General features: G+C 60.2%; 16 protein-coding genes. 7 read left to right on the top strand and 9 right to left on the bottom strand.

Annotated features, from left to right (window positions below; genetic code table 11):
- Positions 1-106: 106 nt before the first annotated feature.
- Positions 107-736: a LysE family translocator gene (locus GH657_RS15920; protein WP_153102012.1), complete on the bottom strand. Its 630-nt coding sequence runs from the start codon at positions 734-736 to the stop codon at positions 107-109.
- Between the two features lie 145 nt (positions 737-881).
- On the opposite strand from GH657_RS15920, the gene GH657_RS15915 reads away from it, so the two are divergent.
- The 4 genes from GH657_RS15915 (at position 882) to GH657_RS15900 (ending at position 3581) form a co-directional block, all read left to right on the top strand.
- Complete coding sequence (locus tag GH657_RS15915; protein WP_153102011.1) at positions 882-1346, top strand: Lrp/AsnC family transcriptional regulator; 465 nt, start codon at positions 882-884, stop codon at positions 1344-1346.
- A gap of 179 nt (positions 1347-1525) precedes the next feature.
- A complete protein-coding gene (locus GH657_RS15910; RefSeq protein WP_153102010.1) occupies positions 1526-1759 on the top strand; it encodes a hypothetical protein in 234 nt (77 codons plus the stop codon).
- A 358-nt stretch (positions 1760-2117) separates the two neighbouring features.
- Positions 2118-2420, top strand: coding sequence for an ArsR/SmtB family transcription factor (locus tag GH657_RS15905; protein ID WP_153102396.1), 303 nt, complete (start codon positions 2118-2120; stop codon positions 2418-2420).
- 99 nt (positions 2421-2519) lie between these two features.
- Complete coding sequence (locus GH657_RS15900; RefSeq protein WP_153102009.1) at positions 2520-3581, top strand: alkene reductase; 1062 nt, start codon at positions 2520-2522, stop codon at positions 3579-3581.
- Positions 3582-3637: 56 nt separating this feature from the next.
- Here GH657_RS15900 and GH657_RS15895 read toward each other — a convergent pair whose 3' ends face one another.
- From GH657_RS15895 to GH657_RS15885, 3 genes are all read right to left on the bottom strand, one after another.
- Positions 3638-4060: a bactofilin family protein gene (locus GH657_RS15895; protein WP_153102008.1), complete on the bottom strand. Its 423-nt coding sequence runs from the start codon at positions 4058-4060 to the stop codon at positions 3638-3640.
- 90 nt (positions 4061-4150) lie between these two features.
- Entirely contained in the window at positions 4151-4540 is a 390-nt protein-coding gene (locus tag GH657_RS15890) for a hypothetical protein (RefSeq protein ID WP_153102007.1), read from the bottom strand.
- Positions 4533-5480 (bottom strand): M23 family metallopeptidase, encoded by a 948-nt coding sequence (locus GH657_RS15885; RefSeq protein WP_153102006.1) that lies wholly within the window; start codon positions 5478-5480, stop codon positions 4533-4535. The genes GH657_RS15890 and GH657_RS15885 overlap by 8 nt, the downstream gene beginning before the upstream one ends.
- Positions 5481-5575: 95 nt before the next feature.
- Here GH657_RS15885 and GH657_RS15880 point away from each other — a divergent pair, with 95 nt between their 5' ends.
- A complete protein-coding gene (locus GH657_RS15880) occupies positions 5576-5719 on the top strand; it encodes a hypothetical protein (protein ID WP_153102005.1) in 144 nt (47 codons plus the stop codon).
- A 216-nt stretch (positions 5720-5935) separates the two neighbouring features.
- On the opposite strand, the gene GH657_RS15875 is transcribed toward GH657_RS15880, so the two are convergent.
- Together GH657_RS15875 and GH657_RS15870 are read right to left on the bottom strand one after the other, a co-directional pair.
- Complete coding sequence (locus tag GH657_RS15875; RefSeq protein ID WP_153102004.1) at positions 5936-6790, bottom strand: aminoglycoside phosphotransferase family protein; 855 nt, start codon at positions 6788-6790, stop codon at positions 5936-5938.
- 78 nt (positions 6791-6868) lie between these two features.
- Entirely contained in the window at positions 6869-7363 is a 495-nt protein-coding gene (locus GH657_RS15870) for a GNAT family N-acetyltransferase (RefSeq protein ID WP_153102394.1), read from the bottom strand.
- Between the two features lie 154 nt (positions 7364-7517).
- Between GH657_RS15870 and GH657_RS15865 the strand changes: the two genes are divergently transcribed.
- Positions 7518-8105, top strand: coding sequence for a nucleotidyltransferase family protein (locus GH657_RS15865; RefSeq protein ID WP_153102003.1), 588 nt, complete (start codon positions 7518-7520; stop codon positions 8103-8105).
- Between the two features lie 341 nt (positions 8106-8446).
- Positions 8447-9772: a hypothetical protein gene (locus GH657_RS15860; protein WP_220094865.1), complete on the top strand. Its 1326-nt coding sequence runs from the start codon at positions 8447-8449 to the stop codon at positions 9770-9772.
- 45 nt (positions 9773-9817) lie between these two features.
- On the opposite strand, the gene GH657_RS15855 is transcribed toward GH657_RS15860, so the two are convergent.
- From GH657_RS15855 to aepX, 3 genes are read right to left on the bottom strand one after another with little or no spacing between them, the layout of a single operon-like run.
- Complete coding sequence (locus GH657_RS15855) at positions 9818-10897, bottom strand: 2-aminoethylphosphonate aminotransferase (protein ID WP_153102001.1); 1080 nt, start codon at positions 10895-10897, stop codon at positions 9818-9820.
- Entirely contained in the window at positions 10894-12069 is a 1176-nt protein-coding gene (gene aepY / locus GH657_RS15850; RefSeq protein ID WP_153102000.1) for a phosphonopyruvate decarboxylase, read from the bottom strand. Before aepY ends, GH657_RS15855 begins: the two co-directional genes overlap by 4 nt.
- The gene (gene aepX, locus GH657_RS15845) at positions 12066-13835 is read right to left on the bottom strand and encodes a phosphoenolpyruvate mutase (RefSeq protein WP_153101999.1); all 1770 of its coding nucleotides are present in this window, start codon (positions 13833-13835) and stop codon (positions 12066-12068) included. Before aepX ends, aepY begins: the two co-directional genes overlap by 4 nt.
- Positions 13836-14026: the final 191 nt, after the last annotated feature.

The raw sequence follows: 14026 nt of genomic DNA, 5'->3' as shown, positions 1-14026 counted from the left end.
AATTAATAAAATAAATAACCGTGAAAATTCTTATTTTTAATTTTAAATGGCGCAAATTTTTATCGGCATGAAAACAGCAATAAAAACGGCAATAAAAAGTCTACCGTCAGTCGAACGACAGCCGCCATGCGAAGCCCAGCAATACAGCGGAAAAAGTCCAGCGCTGAGCGGTTTGCGCCAGCGGATGGCGTTGCATCCAGTGCGCGATGCGGCTTGCGCCCAGCGCGCAGGCGACGTCGAAACAAGCGCCGGTCACGACCAGAATGCCGCCGAGCATCAGCATTTGCAGGGCAACCAGACCCTGTTCCAGACGCACGAACTGCGGCAGCAACACCGAGCAAAATAACAGCGCTTTCGGATTCAGCAAATTGGTCAAGAGCCCCTTCACGAAAATCGTCCGTAGCGGTTTGCGCCCATGGTGTGACACCTCATCGCCGGGCAAGGCAAAAACCGGGGAGCGAAAAATCTGCCACGCGATCCATGCAAGGTAAAGCGCGCCGCCATAGCGCACACCGTCATAAAGCCAGGGCGCGCTGCGCAGCAAAGCCGCCATGCCACACGCCGATAACGTGACATGTGTTGCTCGCGCCAGTGCCAACCCAGCGGCGGCGGCCAGTCCGCCACGCGGCCCCTGGCCGATACCCGTTTGCAGCATGAGCGCCATGTCGGGCCCAGGCACGGCATAAACCGCAGCCAGCGCGGCGATATAAAGCAGCAAAAGATGGGCGGAAATCATGCTGTTTTCTCACAATCAAAGGGGTTCTATCTTGCTATTGCTGATTGAGGATATTTCGTCAAATTTTTGGCAAAAATCGCCTCAACGTGACGTATTTCGCTACGATTCTGGATTCCAATAGCGAATTTCATTAGCTGGGGTTCTGATGAGTGAACTGGACAAGGTTGACCGGGCGATTTTGTCCGCGCTTCAATCCGATGGGCGTATGTCGAATGCCCGTCTGGCCGAGGTCGTCGGCTTGAGCGAAACCCCTTGCGCGCGGCGGCTACGGCGCCTGGAAAGCGCGGGCTATATCGAGCGCTATCGCGCCATGCTGTCCCGCCCAGCGTTGGGGCTGGGCGTCGTGGCCTTTGTCTATGTGCGCTTCGCCGTGCATGACCGGGCAGTCGCCCTGCGCTTCGAACGCGAGGTATTGGGAATTAGCCGAATCCTGTCGTGCCATAACGTTTCGGGCAGCGCCGATTACGTTTTGCAAGTCGTGGCACGCGATCTCGATGATTACGGCGCCTTCATGCGCGACGAGCTGCGCGGCTTGCCGGGAGTAACGTCGGTCGAATCCGCCTTGTCCCTGCGCGAAGTCAAGGCGAATGGAAGTTTGCCGCTTCCCTGAGACCTGTGGCTGGGCTGGGCCACGTTGCGCGAAGCACAACGCATGACTCACGGATACCGTTGCCGTGGCCGTGGCATAGTGGCGGCCACGCTGTATTACATCCTTTTCCACATCCTTTTCCACGTCTTTTTCCGCGCCTTGTGCATGCCCTTTTTCACGTACGTTTTGCCGGAGGTTGAATGAATCCCGAACAGGCCCGAGCCGAAGAAAGCCGCGCGATGGCGCGTGTCGTGACTGCCACACAACGCGTGCAAAGCGCGTTTACCGCGCTTCAGTCGCTCTTTCCCCCAACCGGCGATGGGCGGCTGTCCGCCATGACCTTGCAAACGTTCGATGCCGCCCTTCAGGAACTGGAAGATGCCCAGGCGGATTTCGATACCCTGCTCGGCGATTTGCTCGACGGCAAACGCTAGCTTTTGCAACAGTAAGGGCGGGGTTATTGCAGAGCGGTTTTCTTCATGTACCCGATGCCATTACCTTTCGAGATGGCGCTTGTGATGGGGCGAGGCGCCCGGGCGCTAGACCGTTAGTTGCGTTTTTAGTTACGCCTTATAAGGCGAGCGATCCTGTTGGGTGAAGCCAATCAGGAAAACGCTTCAATGCCACACCGTGCGCCTGACGAGACAATCAAAGCGGAGAACGTCAACGGTTCAAGCCCCTTCCTGCAACAGGGTCATCGCCAATATCGTAAAAACACGATATATGATTCGTCTCATGGCGATTCACTTGACCGATGCTCATCCTGCCGGCCAGGCTTCACCCAGGTTTTCCATGACTCTCGACATCGATGCGATTCACAAAGCACTAGCCAACCCGGTGCGCCGCGAGCTTCTCGCCTGTCTGCAAGATCCCGCCGCGCATTTCGCCGATCAGGAACTACCGCTCGATCATGGCGTGTGCGCAGGCAAGCTCGAAGCCCGTTGCGGACTGTCGCAATCCACGGTCTCAGCCCATCTCGCCACGCTGCAACGAGCGAAGCTCCTGACGGCCAAGCGTATTGGCCAATGGGTTTTTTTCAAACGCAACGAGCCGGTCATCCAGGCTTTTCTCGAGCACATCAACCGCAGCTTATGACTGGCCACACAGGCTGTTAGGGGCCAGTTGCAGTTGCAGTTGCTGTTCTTCCGGCCCGGGCACCCCACCCGTCAACCCATCAACAAAAAGGTGATTTCCATGCCGACACTCCACGACCCGCTTCAGATTGGCGACCTGACGTTGCCTAACCGCATCATCATGGCGCCGCTTACGCGTCAGCGTGCCGGCGAGGCGCGTCTGCCCAACGCGCTGATGGCCCAGTATTACGCCGAGCGCGCCTCAGCCGGCCTGATCCTGAGCGAAGCCACTGCCGTCACGCCACACGGGGTCGGTTACGCGGCAACGCCCGGCATCTGGTCCGCGGCGCAGGTGGAAGGCTGGAAACTCGTGACGCAGGCGGTACATGAAGCAGGCGGACGGATTTTTCTTCAGCTGTGGCATGTCGGTCGCATTTCCGATCCGATCTTTTTAAATGGCGCCTTGCCGGTCGCACCCAGCGCGCTTGCCGCGCAAGGCCACGTCAGTCTGGTGCGGCCACTGCGCGATTATGTGACGCCCCGTGCACTGGACCTCGAAGAAATCCCCGGCATCGTCGAGGTTTATCGCAAAGGTGCGGAAAACGCCAAAGCAGCAGGGTTCGATGGCGTGGAAGTACATGGGGCCAACGGTTATCTGCTAGACCAGTTTCTGCAGGACAGCACCAACCGCCGCACCGATGCCTATGGCGGCCCGATAGAAAACCGGGCGCGCTTGCTGCTCGAAGTCACGGATGCCTGTATTGCGGTGTGGGGCGCGAATCGTGTCGGGGTCCATCTTTCGCCGCGCGGCGAAAGCCATACGATGGGCGACTCCGATCCGGCTGCGACCTTCGGTTATGTCGCGCGTGAGCTCGGTCAGCGCAAGATCGCGTTTTTGTGTGTGCGTGAATCGCTAGGGGAGAATCGTCTGGGGCCGGCATTGAAGGCGGCGTTCGGCGGGCCGTATATCGCCAATGAGAAATTTACCCGGGACAGCGCGCAACAAACGCTGGATGCCGGTGAGGCCGATGCCGTCGCGTGGGGACAGCTTTTTATTGCGAATCCGGATTTGCCTCGCCGCTTCGCGCTTAATGCGCCGTTGAATGCACCCAATCCGGCAACGTATTACGCCGCAGGCGAAACCGGTTATACCGATTACCCCGCCCTGGAGGACGCAAGCTAGCCGCGAGCGAAGCACGGTGCTCCAAGCGCTCAGACGCGTTTTTCGCGCGTCTGGATTCAAGCTTCGTCGTCGTCCTCAGCCGCTTCAGCCTCGGTGTCCGCATCGGGTGCCGCCCCATCGCGCCGCGCCAGCTTGCCGTCCACCACGGCGCCGCAATCCAGGCGCAACTGCTGATAATAAATATTCCCGATGACATGCGCGTTCGCCTGCAACTCGACGAAATGATCGGCAATCACATCCCCGACGATGCGGCCATTCACCACGATGTCATAGCCGTGAACATTGCCGTCAATCGAGCCGTGGTCGCTCAGCACCAGCAACGTCTGGCTACCAGGCTTACCCGTGACATTGCCCTCAATGTGGCCATCCATGCGCAAGCCCTCGCTGAACTGAAGGTCACCGCACAGATGCACATCGTGGGCGATCAAGGTCGCTATCTTGGTCTGACGGATACCCGTCTGTTTTTTTTTGCCAAACATAATGTGTCTTTACCCGGATTAATTCACTTGGATCAAACGGCTCGCCAGCAACAAGCCGCGTCGTACCGGCAGCCCCTGGCCTGATGCCGCTTAGCGGGGAGCCTGTTTCTGGCCGCGCAGAAAAAGCAGCTCGGTATTCAGGCGGCTGACTTCAGCCGCTGACGCATTCGCGGTTTTTTGCACCGCAGCGCGCGATGCGCGCTCCTGCATCAAGGCTAGCTGGGTACGCGCCAGTTCGGCCTGAAGGTCCGCTCCTGCCGCAGGTGCCTTGCATAACTCAAACGGCACGGTGCCGCTATGTTGTAAATACATGCCCGTCAGCGCCATGCCGATGAGGCCGCTGATGATGCAAGCCGCCCCCCAGAGCATCAGCCGCCGCGCCCGCGAATGCACGGGCTGAGGAGCGAAACTGCCCTGCGTCAGCTTACCTGAGACCTTCCGGGCCGCGCGTGTCACACGTGGATCACGCGATCTAGCCATGTGAATCGGCGGCGAACAGCGCCAGATAGGCCGAGGGATCCGTCGGCGTGCCATTCACCAGCACCTCGAAATGCAAATGCGGGCCGGTCGAGCGGCCGGTCGACCCGACATCGGCGACATGCTGTTGCGGCAACACCAGATCGCCCACGCGGGCGATCAGCTTCGAAGCGTGACCGTAACGCGTCACAAGGCCATTGCCGTGATCGATTTCAATCGTGTTGCCGTAACCCGAACGTTGACCCGAGAAAATCACCAGGCCACCCGCCGCCGCGCGGATAGGCGTACCCGATGGCGCGGCCAGATCAATGCCCGAATGAAAATGCAGATTGTGGTTGAACGGATCGAGCCGGTTGCCAAACGGCGAGCCCAGCCGCGCATCGGCGACAGGCACGCGTCCAGGAAACGCGGCATACGCCACCGCATGGGAGGTCGTGGCTTGTTCGAGAGCGGACAGCGTGGCCGACAGACACGCGAGTTGTTCATGAATGGTCGCGGCCTGCGGCTGCATACCCGTTGCAACGATATCCGCGCAACGCTGTGGTGGCAGCGACGGGCCGCCTTCATTTTCGAAACCCGTGTGTGCGCCCTTGGCGACGGGCGCATTCAGCAACGGCTTAGGCGTGTTCAGACGGGCCTCGAAATCATGCAAGGCACCCACCTGGGTGGCCAGACGTGCGATGCGCGGCTCTAGCTGGGCGACGGAGGCATTGAGTTTGCCGAGCTGCTTGATCGCGTAATCGCGCTCCGTCTGGCTGGCACCAGGATCGGCGCTGCTGCTGTGAGAGGCAAACCAGCGCTGGCCGATCAGCACGCCCACACCCAGTGCCAGCACCGCCGTGCCCAACGCCGCTGCGATGGCCACCATGCACGCGGTACGACGTGTGACCAGCCCCACCGAGCCACAGCTTAGGCTTTTGCTGCCACTGAAGATTGACAGCATCAACGCCTCCTGACGGATACGAATACCGCAGCAACCACACAAGCTGCACGCAACCGCTTGGCAGGCGGAGAGTCAGGCGGGGATTCGAAGCGGAGGTGAAGAGAAAAAAGGAAATCCAGCATGCACACGTGCCGGACGCGATCCGACAAAAAGTTGAAAAGAGCGGCGCGTATTATCGCCTGCCCTGGCGCGGCAACATCTCAAATTGGGATGAGCCGGATGAAGCGGGAAATTTATAAAAACAGGTCACCGATTCCCTGAATTCCTGATTCCCTGAATTCCTGAATTCCTGAATTCCTGAACGTCGGATAGTACATGGGGAAATGACCGACTGGGGGCGACAGCATGATTGTGGCAGGAACGACAGCCCGAAACAGGCTCCCTGAGACCGTTTTCATACCGTTACCGCCATCCACACCGCCACACATTTTGACCTTTGCCACAACGCTTGGCGCTCAAAGCAGCGGCCATGTTGCGTCGGCCACCGCGATACCACGTGCGATAGCCCGTTCGGATTCGCCGTCCGCGGCGGCCCAGACGCTGGATAGCACCGCCTGGCTGAAACACCAGCCCGCGAGCCGCATGCGCTCAAAACCCAGCTCATCGGCCGCGATGGCAATCCTCCGTGCAATGATTGCACGGTCAGCGTAAAGCGCCGTGTCCAGGCCTGGATTGCGCAAGGCCGCGCCCAGCTCATACTCCGGTTCGCCAATCACGCCTTTGGGATCAATCGCCACCCAGCCGCGCGCCGCGCTGTACAACACATTGTCATGGTGAAGATCGCCGTGCAGGAGCCGCCGGGGTCCTTGTGAATAACACAGCGCCTCATACATTTTTTCGGCGCGCTCGACGAGCGCCGCAGGCAACAAGGGATGCAGCGCTCCGTGGCGAGCGCTCGCCAGGCCTGCACCCCAGCGTTCAACCGTGGGAAACCCCTCTGGGCCTCCGGGAATCCCGCTGTGGGCATGCAGCCTGCGGATGACGCCACACAGGCTCCGCATAGCCTGATCGTCGTCGCCAGCCAGCACTTGCCGGCTCAGCGTGAAGCCCGGCTCCACCCGCTCAAGCAACACGGCATGACCTAACTGCTCGAGGCAACGCACAGCCCCATCGCCCGCGTAGTGCACCAGCGCGGCCGCGCCCTGGTGTTCGTCGCTCCCGTCCTGCATCACTTTCAGGACAACGGCCTCGCGGCCCCGATGGCCAAAAGCCAGCGTCGCGCGGGGCGTATGTAAAAAACCGGGTTGCAAGTCCAGGCCCCAATGGCTTGCGTAAAACAGCGGATCCCGTGAAATCGATTCAATCTGCATCGTCGCCGCCTGAAATGTGTCAATCTTGCTCCAGCCCGAGCACCCATCCGATACGGTCAGCCAGCCAAACGACGCGTGCTACGCGTTCAACGGCTTGCGAAAAAATACGACGCGTTCGGTGGGCGCAAAACCCAGCGCGCGGTGCATCTCTTGCGCGGCGAAGTTGGACAGTGCCGTGTCGGAGGCGAACTCCGTACAGCCTTGCTGCAAGCCCCACTGTTCAAGCGCCGTACATAGCCTCCGGGCCACGCCCTGACGGCGAAATGCCGGGGCCACATACAGACCTTCCAGAAACAGCACGGGCGAAGACTGGCAGCCATTCACGTAGTCATCGCGCAAAACTGCTTCGGCAAAAGCGATGCAGGCTGCGCTTCCAGCCACGCTCGGAACAGCGCTCCCGCTCCCCGGAAAAGCCGCATCCGGCACGCGCGCCATGAAAGCAACGCTGCGCGCCCGGCGCTGAAGCAGTTTCTCAATGTCTTGCCTGTGCTGTTGCGCCGACGCATGCGGCCAAAGCGCCTGGCGCAGCGCCAGCCAGTCTTCCACCTCAGGCCCGGCGCATTGAATCAGCATCGGATGACAGTTCATAAATCCTCACGAATCAAAGAGCAGCGGGCCAGTTTATCAAGCGCTTTGTTCCAGTTTCCTGCTGGTTTCTGCCCACCGCTTGCCGCTCCCAGCCGCGCACTGCACAATCGTCCTCTTCCGCTGGCTTTCCTCGCACATCATGGCTTACGTCTCGCTCGCTACCGGAATCCTGCTCGCGGCAGGTCAAGGCAACCGCTTCGATCCAACGGGCGCGCGCAACAAATTGCTCGCGCATCTGCCGCAGGGCGCTCAAGTCGCGCATGAAGCGGCCCGCCGCCTGCTGCTCGTGGTGCCGCGCGTGCTGGCGGTCGTTCGGCCGGGAACGGAGCCGCTGGCGCACGTGCTCCGCGAAGCTGGCTGCGAGGTGGTGGTCGCGCCGCTCGCCACGCGCGGCATGGGCGCCAGCCTCGCCGCCGCCATTCGCGCCTCGCCCGACGCCTCTGGCTGGATCATCGCGCTAGCCGATATGCCCTGTATCGCGCCCGCCAGTATCGCCGCCGTGGCGCAGGCACTCGACCATGGCGCCACACTCGTCGCACCGTTTTATCGTGGCCAGCGCGGCCACCCCGTTGGCGTCGGAGCACCGTATCGGGAAGAATTAACGGCACTGGATGGCGATCGCGGCGCGCGAACCCTCTTCGAGCGCCGCGAGATCCAACGGCTTGAGCTGGACGATTCCGGCATCGTGCGCGATATCGACACGCCCGATGACCTGCATCAGTTTTAAGCGCCGGGCGACATCGACATCGACATCGACATCTCCGCAATGTGTAGCGAATCTTCAATGCAGCCCGGCCTCGTACCAACACATTTGCAACGAATCAACTACGCTTGGCAAAGACCGCACCATCTCTTCAGGAGGTCAATCATGATGCAGCACCTGCATACCAGCCCCATACCCGAGCCGCTAGCCGACCCCACCCGAGACCCGGACAGGGACCCGCTCATTCCGCCCGCACCGGGCCATCACCACAATGAACCTCAGCACCCCGACGGCCCGCCGGACAAAGATCCGGTGAGCCAAAAGCGGATGTCCTAAGCACAGCCAGACGGGTTCCCGTTTGGCCGATGAGCCTTCCGCAGACAAACGTGCGATTCGCCTGGTTCGCACCACCTCATGGAACGATGCCGGGGGATATGTTCCTCACACAGGAGACAAAACAAACTCATAAAAAAGGCATTGAATTGATCCCTTCCAACATCCCGGCGAAAAACACGACACATCAATCCGACACCTTGCCCAGTCACATCACCGGTTCAGGGCATGAGGCTTCCGGAAGGCTTCAAAATCGTCCTGTTCATCTTGTGCTATCGGAAATACCCGGTAAGCCAAACAACCTGGTCCAGCACAGTATTGACCCGAAGCCGTTAGGTCAGGTCACGCAAGTGATGGTGGATGAGCAGGAACTTCAGGCGGAACAAGTGGTTTTGAAGTCATTGCCAGACAACCCGGCTAGCGCTGTGGCGGCAAATAAAACATTTCGTGATTTTTTTCTTCGCACAAATATTTTCCAGTTTCATGCAAAAAATTCAGCCGCATCCTGCCATAAAATGATTGGCGATTTGGTGCAAACTCATCGAGACCCCGTTATATTCAAGGAAGCACTTGAAACAGAACTGAACACAGGGAAGTGGAGGTTTCTGGCTGTAGATTTAAAGTTAAATACATTCAGCGTGGCACACAAGACGGCAATTCTAGATGTTTTTTTCCATCTGGATGACTCCAGATATAAAACAATAGAAATCAAGGGCATTAAAAAGATAGTGGGTTTAAATTTAAATTCACATCCACATTCATATGAACATTTAGAGCTGAAAAATGACGAGTTGAAACTGCAAAAAATGGCTGATTATGTTTTAGATAATACGCTTTTGGCTCGCAAGCTGACGAGCCTTTCCATGGAGATCAGCGGGCATTTTCCAGGAAAAGTAGAGCGTAGCCGTCTTTTTGATTTCTACGGGATACATAAAATGAAAAAAATCGAGCTGATACTGCATAAACTGCCTGGTAGAAACATATGCAATAGATTTTTCGAATCATATTTAACCGGAGTTGATGAATTAAAAATAAAATATCTTTCTAATTTTTCATTTGACGGATATTGTGAACGCGACCATTCATGGCTTGAAAATTTTTATGTATTTAATAACTTTGCCACAAATTGTAAAAATATCATCCTGGATTTTTCGATTCTCGACCTTAAAATTGACTGCCAAATTATAGAACATGCAACTAGCAGTTTTTTACCGATAGACGGACTTGAGAAATTGAAATTCATAGGGGTGGTAGATGACACCGCCAATGAAAGTATCCAGACAGCGATCGAAACAGCGGGAAAGAAAAACGTGATTCTGGAAATTGATCGCTGTTTCAAGAATGACGACGCCAAATAAAGTCAATTCAGCAGCGCTGCGGCACTCAGCCGCAGCGCTTAAAGCCTAATGCAGCAGCAGCGAAGCAAACGCCGCAAGCAGTCGCGCCATATCCGCCGCCTGTAACGCACCCATCGTCGACACCCGGAACAGTTCCGCCGACAAACCGCCCTGTCCCGCATAGATGACAAAGCCACTCGCCTTGAGCGCGTCATGCAATTGCGCATACGTCACGCCCGGCGGCAGGCGGTACGCCCGCAAGACCACCGACGAGGCCGCCACCGGCAACACGCTGTCGATACCGTATTGCGCGAGGCCCACGCGCACCTGTTCGGCTAGCGCGGCGTAACGCGCATGACGCGCCTGCCAGCCCCCTTCATCGGCCAGTTCGCGCAAAGCTTCGACAAGCGCGTAACAGGCATGCACGGCAGGCGTGAAAGGCGTATTGCGCTGTTCCTGCAAACGCACCAGCCGCCCGAGATCCAGATAGAAAACACGGCTCGCCGCCTCGGCCAGCGCGCGGCGGCGCACCAGCGTGAAAGCCACGCCCGGCACGCCATGCAGGCACTTGTTAGCCGTGGCCGCCACCGCGTCGAGCGGGCCGTCCAGGCTAAAACCGATGGCCTCGGCGCCAAAGCTGCTCACGCCATCGAGCAGCAAGCGCACCCCATGCGCCTGACACAGCGCGCTCAAGCCCGGCAGATCATTGAGCCGCCCCGTCGTGGTCTCGTGATGAATCGCGGCTACATGGGTGATGCCCTCATCGGCCTTGAGTGCGGCGGCGATCTGCTCGAGGTCCAGCGGCGCCATCCAGTCGCCGCGCAGCACCTCATGTGCAATCCGGTACTGGCTCGCCATCTGCGAAATGCGCTCGCCGTACACGCCGTTTTCCAGCACCAGGAGTTTGCCGTTTTCCGGCACCAGCGAAGCGATCATGCTTTCCACGGCGGCCGTGCCCGAGCCGGTCAGCAGCGCTACGCTCCATTCAGCCGGGTCTAGCTGATAAACGTCCAGCAAACGGGCGCGGGCTTCGTCCTGCAAAGCGAAAAATTCGCTTTCGCGGTGGCACAAATCAGGTTGCAGCAGGCTGCGGCGCACGCGTTCGCTCAGCGTGACCGGGCCGGGGTTGAGTAACAGTGGGGTCATGGCTTCTCCTGAAGCGCGCCGATGTGGCGCATCAGACGCGCTTTCACTTCCGGCGGGGTGATCGTGGGGCGTGGCAAGCCCTCGGGCGTGCCACAGGCAATCGCTAGCCGGATGAAACGCGGCCCATCCAGCGGCGCAGAGGCGAACAGCGCATCGAGGCCCTCCAGCGTGTCGCTATCCTGGGCACTGGCATAGCCGCAAGCAGCAGCCACGCCAGCGAACGAGACCTGAGGCGAGACCGTCGCCTGGCCGCCGGTCGAATCATGCGCGCCGTTATCGAGCAGCACATGCGTGAGGTTGGGTGGGCCATAAGCGCCCAGCGTGGCGAACACGCCCATACGCATCAGCGCGGCGCCATCGCCATCGAGCGCGACGACGTGCAAGTCGGGACGCGCCAGCGCAAGGCCGAGAGCCAGCGGTGTCACGCAGCCCATCGAACCCACCATATACAGCTGGTTGGGCCGGTCCTCGATGGCGTACAGTTCGCGGCCGCAAAAGCCGGTCGAAGCCAGCACCACGGTGGCTTCAGGCGGCGTATGGCGCATCACGCGCGCCAAGGCCGCTTGACGCGTGGGCAGCGTAGCGGCAGCCCGCGCAACAGAAGCCCGGGCCACCGTGCACGGCACGCGCCGGGGCCGGATCTCCGTCCCCGGGCGCAACGGATAAGGTGCGACGCTGCCCTTTTGCATCAACAAGGCGTAGGGGCGGCCCGTGGCATCCATATGCGCCACGGCGCGATCCAGCGCGGCGTCAATCTCGCGGGCTTCGGTCGGGAACGTTTCCCAGGGAATCTCCATCGTCTCGAGCAGCGCGGGCGTGATCGGCCCCATCAGCGCATGCTGCGGCTCGTCAGCCACGCCAGGCTGGCCACGCCACGTGACGATCAGCAATTGCGGCAAGCGAAACGTCCAGGTCAGCGAAGTCAGCGGGCTCACCGCGTTGCCCAAGCCGGAGTTCTGCATCATCGTCACGCCCCGGCGTCCTGTCGCGCCCAGCGTGACGCCCGCGATCAGCGCCACCGCATCGCCTTCATTGGCGGCCGAGACGTAGTGCAGCGTGGGGTCCTGCAGCACGTAATTGATGAAGGGCGTCAGATAGGAACACGGCACGCCCGCGTACCAGTCGAAGCCGCGCAAACGCGCGGCTTCGACGAACTCGGCCGCCTCGATCATGACGCCGCTCCCGGCGCGCAAGAAGAGGCAGGCGCCTCGGCATCGCCCGCCACACCGCTCGCCAGCGGCGTTTGCGCATGAGCGAAATCGCCCGCGCGGCGGAAATCTTCCAGATCGTTCACGCCACGCCAGTGACCATGCACGTATTGCACCTCGATGGCTTCGCCAGCTTCGATCAGCGCGTTCAGCAGCACCGGCATATCCAGCGTGGCGAAATCCGTGCGCTCGCGCAACGCCGCCAGCACCGTACGCAAGCGCTCAAGGCCCGCGCCGCGCACATTCAGCAAGCCAATCCAGCGCCCGTGCGGCGCCTGGTCCATCGTGGCGGCGCTGGAGCGGGCAGCGGCCGTGGCCGCTAAAGCCGCTGGGCCCGGCGCCGCGCTGGCGACATGGCGCAGCAGCACCCGGTTGCCAAACAGCGCGCGATCATCGGGCGCGGAACACCACGCAAAGTCACGCACGCTCGCATTCGCCTCCTCCGCGGTCGAATCGACGACAACGCTAAACGCCGCCTCGCTTTCGACAAGATCGCGCAGGATGTAGCTGCGAAACAGCAGATCGCCATAAGAAATCACTGTATCGGCCTGCATGCCGTCCAGCGCGCAGGCCAGCGATGCCAGTTCCCCGGTGTTCGCGTAGTCCTCGTTGACGACCAGCCGGATGCCCGCCGTTTCAATCGCATCGGCGCGATAGCCGCCCACCACGGTGATGTCGTTGACCCCCTCGCGCTTGAACGCATCGACCAGCCAGCGCAGCAACGGCTTGCCCGCGACCGGCAGCATCACCTTCGGCCGCTCGGCGGTGACGGCTTCCAGCCCGGCCCCCTGGCTGGCGGCCAGCACCACCGCCGCGCCCGAGGTCTGCGCCTGCGACAGGTAACGCCGCTCGGCCACCGAATACTCCTCGGCATCTTGCAGACGGAAGATTTCGTTGACGGGAGCGATCCGGTCTTCGACATCGACCAGGGTCTGGGTGTCGTGAATCTCGCGGGCCACGGCTTGCATCGCTGAAGCCGAGGCCCGGATCAGGTGGTTCGCCCAGATCACCGTGCTGATACCCGCCTGGCGAAACACCTCGGTCGGCGTGCTGTAGTACTTCGTCGGCACAATCACGAGCGGGCCCCGGCCAGCCCATTCGCGGGCAAACGTGAGGATTTCGTCGGGCCGCGACAGTTTGCTGTGAATCAGGATCGCATCCGCGCCCGCCAGCCGGTAAGCCTCGGCGCGGCGCAAGGCTTCATCCATGCCCCAGCCTGCGATCAGCGCCTCGACCCGGGCCACCAGCGAAAAATTCGCATCGTTTTGCGAATCCTTGCCCGCCTTGATCTTGCCGCAGAATTCGTCGATCTCCGCGAGCGGCTGGCGCTCGCCGTTGATAAAACTGTTGGTCTTGGGAAACTGCTTGTCCTCGATACAGACCCCGGCAATGCCACGTTGCTCGAGCTTGCGCACCAGACGCCGCACATTGTTGAAGTTGCCGTAGCCGGTATCGCCATCCAGCAGGATCGGCAGATCGCTGGCATCGGCCATGAATTCAAGCGTATCCACGACCTGGGTCCAACTGGCTTCGTTGTTATCGCGCACGCCGTATTGCGCCGAAATCGCCAGGCCCGAGCCCCAGATCGCGCGAAACCCGGCCTCCCGCACAATCCGCGCCGACAGGCCGTTATGCGCTTCCATCATGAATTCGAGCTGAGGGCTGGTCAGCATCTCGCGCAAGCGCTGGCTGCGTGACTGGGGAGAAAAAACAGATTCGCGTGGATTCATCGTGTCACTCCGGCAAAGCGGCGCCGCCCAGGCAAGCTTGCGTTGCCCGTCGAAACGGCAGTGAAAAAAATGGACTTGAATGCTTGAGTTCAGGTTTGCACCCAGAGCACAGGTGGCCTGCCAGGCAATCCTGGTTGCGCCGTTGGCGCAGAGGACTTGCCCTAAACCGGGGGACTATAGCGGAAATCGGC

This window comes from Paraburkholderia hayleyella (genome assembly GCF_009455685.1).
Classification (GTDB): Bacteria; Pseudomonadota; Gammaproteobacteria; order Burkholderiales; family Burkholderiaceae; genus Paraburkholderia; species Paraburkholderia hayleyella.
The sequence above is the reverse complement of the archived record's forward strand: the minus strand, read 5'-3'. Positions and strand labels throughout refer to the sequence as shown.

What these genes read in the sequence shown, in the direction of transcription:
- GH657_RS15920 (WP_153102012.1), bottom strand. Translation starts at nt 736, where the DNA reads ATGATTTCCGCCCATCTTTTGCTGCTTTATATCGCCGCGCTGGCTGCG.
- GH657_RS15915 (WP_153102011.1), top strand. Translation starts at nt 882, where the DNA reads ATGAGTGAACTGGACAAGGTTGACCGGGCGATTTTGTCCGCGCTTCAA.
- GH657_RS15910 (WP_153102010.1), top strand. Translation starts at nt 1,526, where the DNA reads ATGAATCCCGAACAGGCCCGAGCCGAAGAAAGCCGCGCGATGGCGCGT.
- GH657_RS15905 (WP_153102396.1), top strand. Translation starts at nt 2,118, where the DNA reads ATGACTCTCGACATCGATGCGATTCACAAAGCACTAGCCAACCCGGTG.
- GH657_RS15900 (WP_153102009.1), top strand. Translation starts at nt 2,520, where the DNA reads ATGCCGACACTCCACGACCCGCTTCAGATTGGCGACCTGACGTTGCCT.
- GH657_RS15895 (WP_153102008.1), bottom strand. Translation starts at nt 4,060, where the DNA reads ATGTTTGGCAAAAAAAAACAGACGGGTATCCGTCAGACCAAGATAGCG.
- GH657_RS15890 (WP_153102007.1), bottom strand. Translation starts at nt 4,540, where the DNA reads ATGGCTAGATCGCGTGATCCACGTGTGACACGCGCGGCCCGGAAGGTC.
- GH657_RS15885 (WP_153102006.1), bottom strand. Translation starts at nt 5,480, where the DNA reads ATGCTGTCAATCTTCAGTGGCAGCAAAAGCCTAAGCTGTGGCTCGGTG.
- GH657_RS15875 (WP_153102004.1), bottom strand. Translation starts at nt 6,790, where the DNA reads ATGCAGATTGAATCGATTTCACGGGATCCGCTGTTTTACGCAAGCCAT.
- GH657_RS15870 (WP_153102394.1), bottom strand. Translation starts at nt 7,363, where the DNA reads ATGCTGATTCAATGCGCCGGGCCTGAGGTGGAAGACTGGCTGGCGCTG.
- GH657_RS15865 (WP_153102003.1), top strand. Translation starts at nt 7,518, where the DNA reads ATGGCTTACGTCTCGCTCGCTACCGGAATCCTGCTCGCGGCAGGTCAA.
- GH657_RS15860 (WP_220094865.1), top strand. Translation starts at nt 8,447, where the DNA reads ATGAGCCTTCCGCAGACAAACGTGCGATTCGCCTGGTTCGCACCACCT.
- GH657_RS15855 (WP_153102001.1), bottom strand. Translation starts at nt 10,897, where the DNA reads ATGACCCCACTGTTACTCAACCCCGGCCCGGTCACGCTGAGCGAACGC.
- aepY (WP_153102000.1), bottom strand. Translation starts at nt 12,069, where the DNA reads ATGATCGAGGCGGCCGAGTTCGTCGAAGCCGCGCGTTTGCGCGGCTTC.
- aepX (WP_153101999.1), bottom strand. Translation starts at nt 13,835, where the DNA reads ATGAATCCACGCGAATCTGTTTTTTCTCCCCAGTCACGCAGCCAGCGC.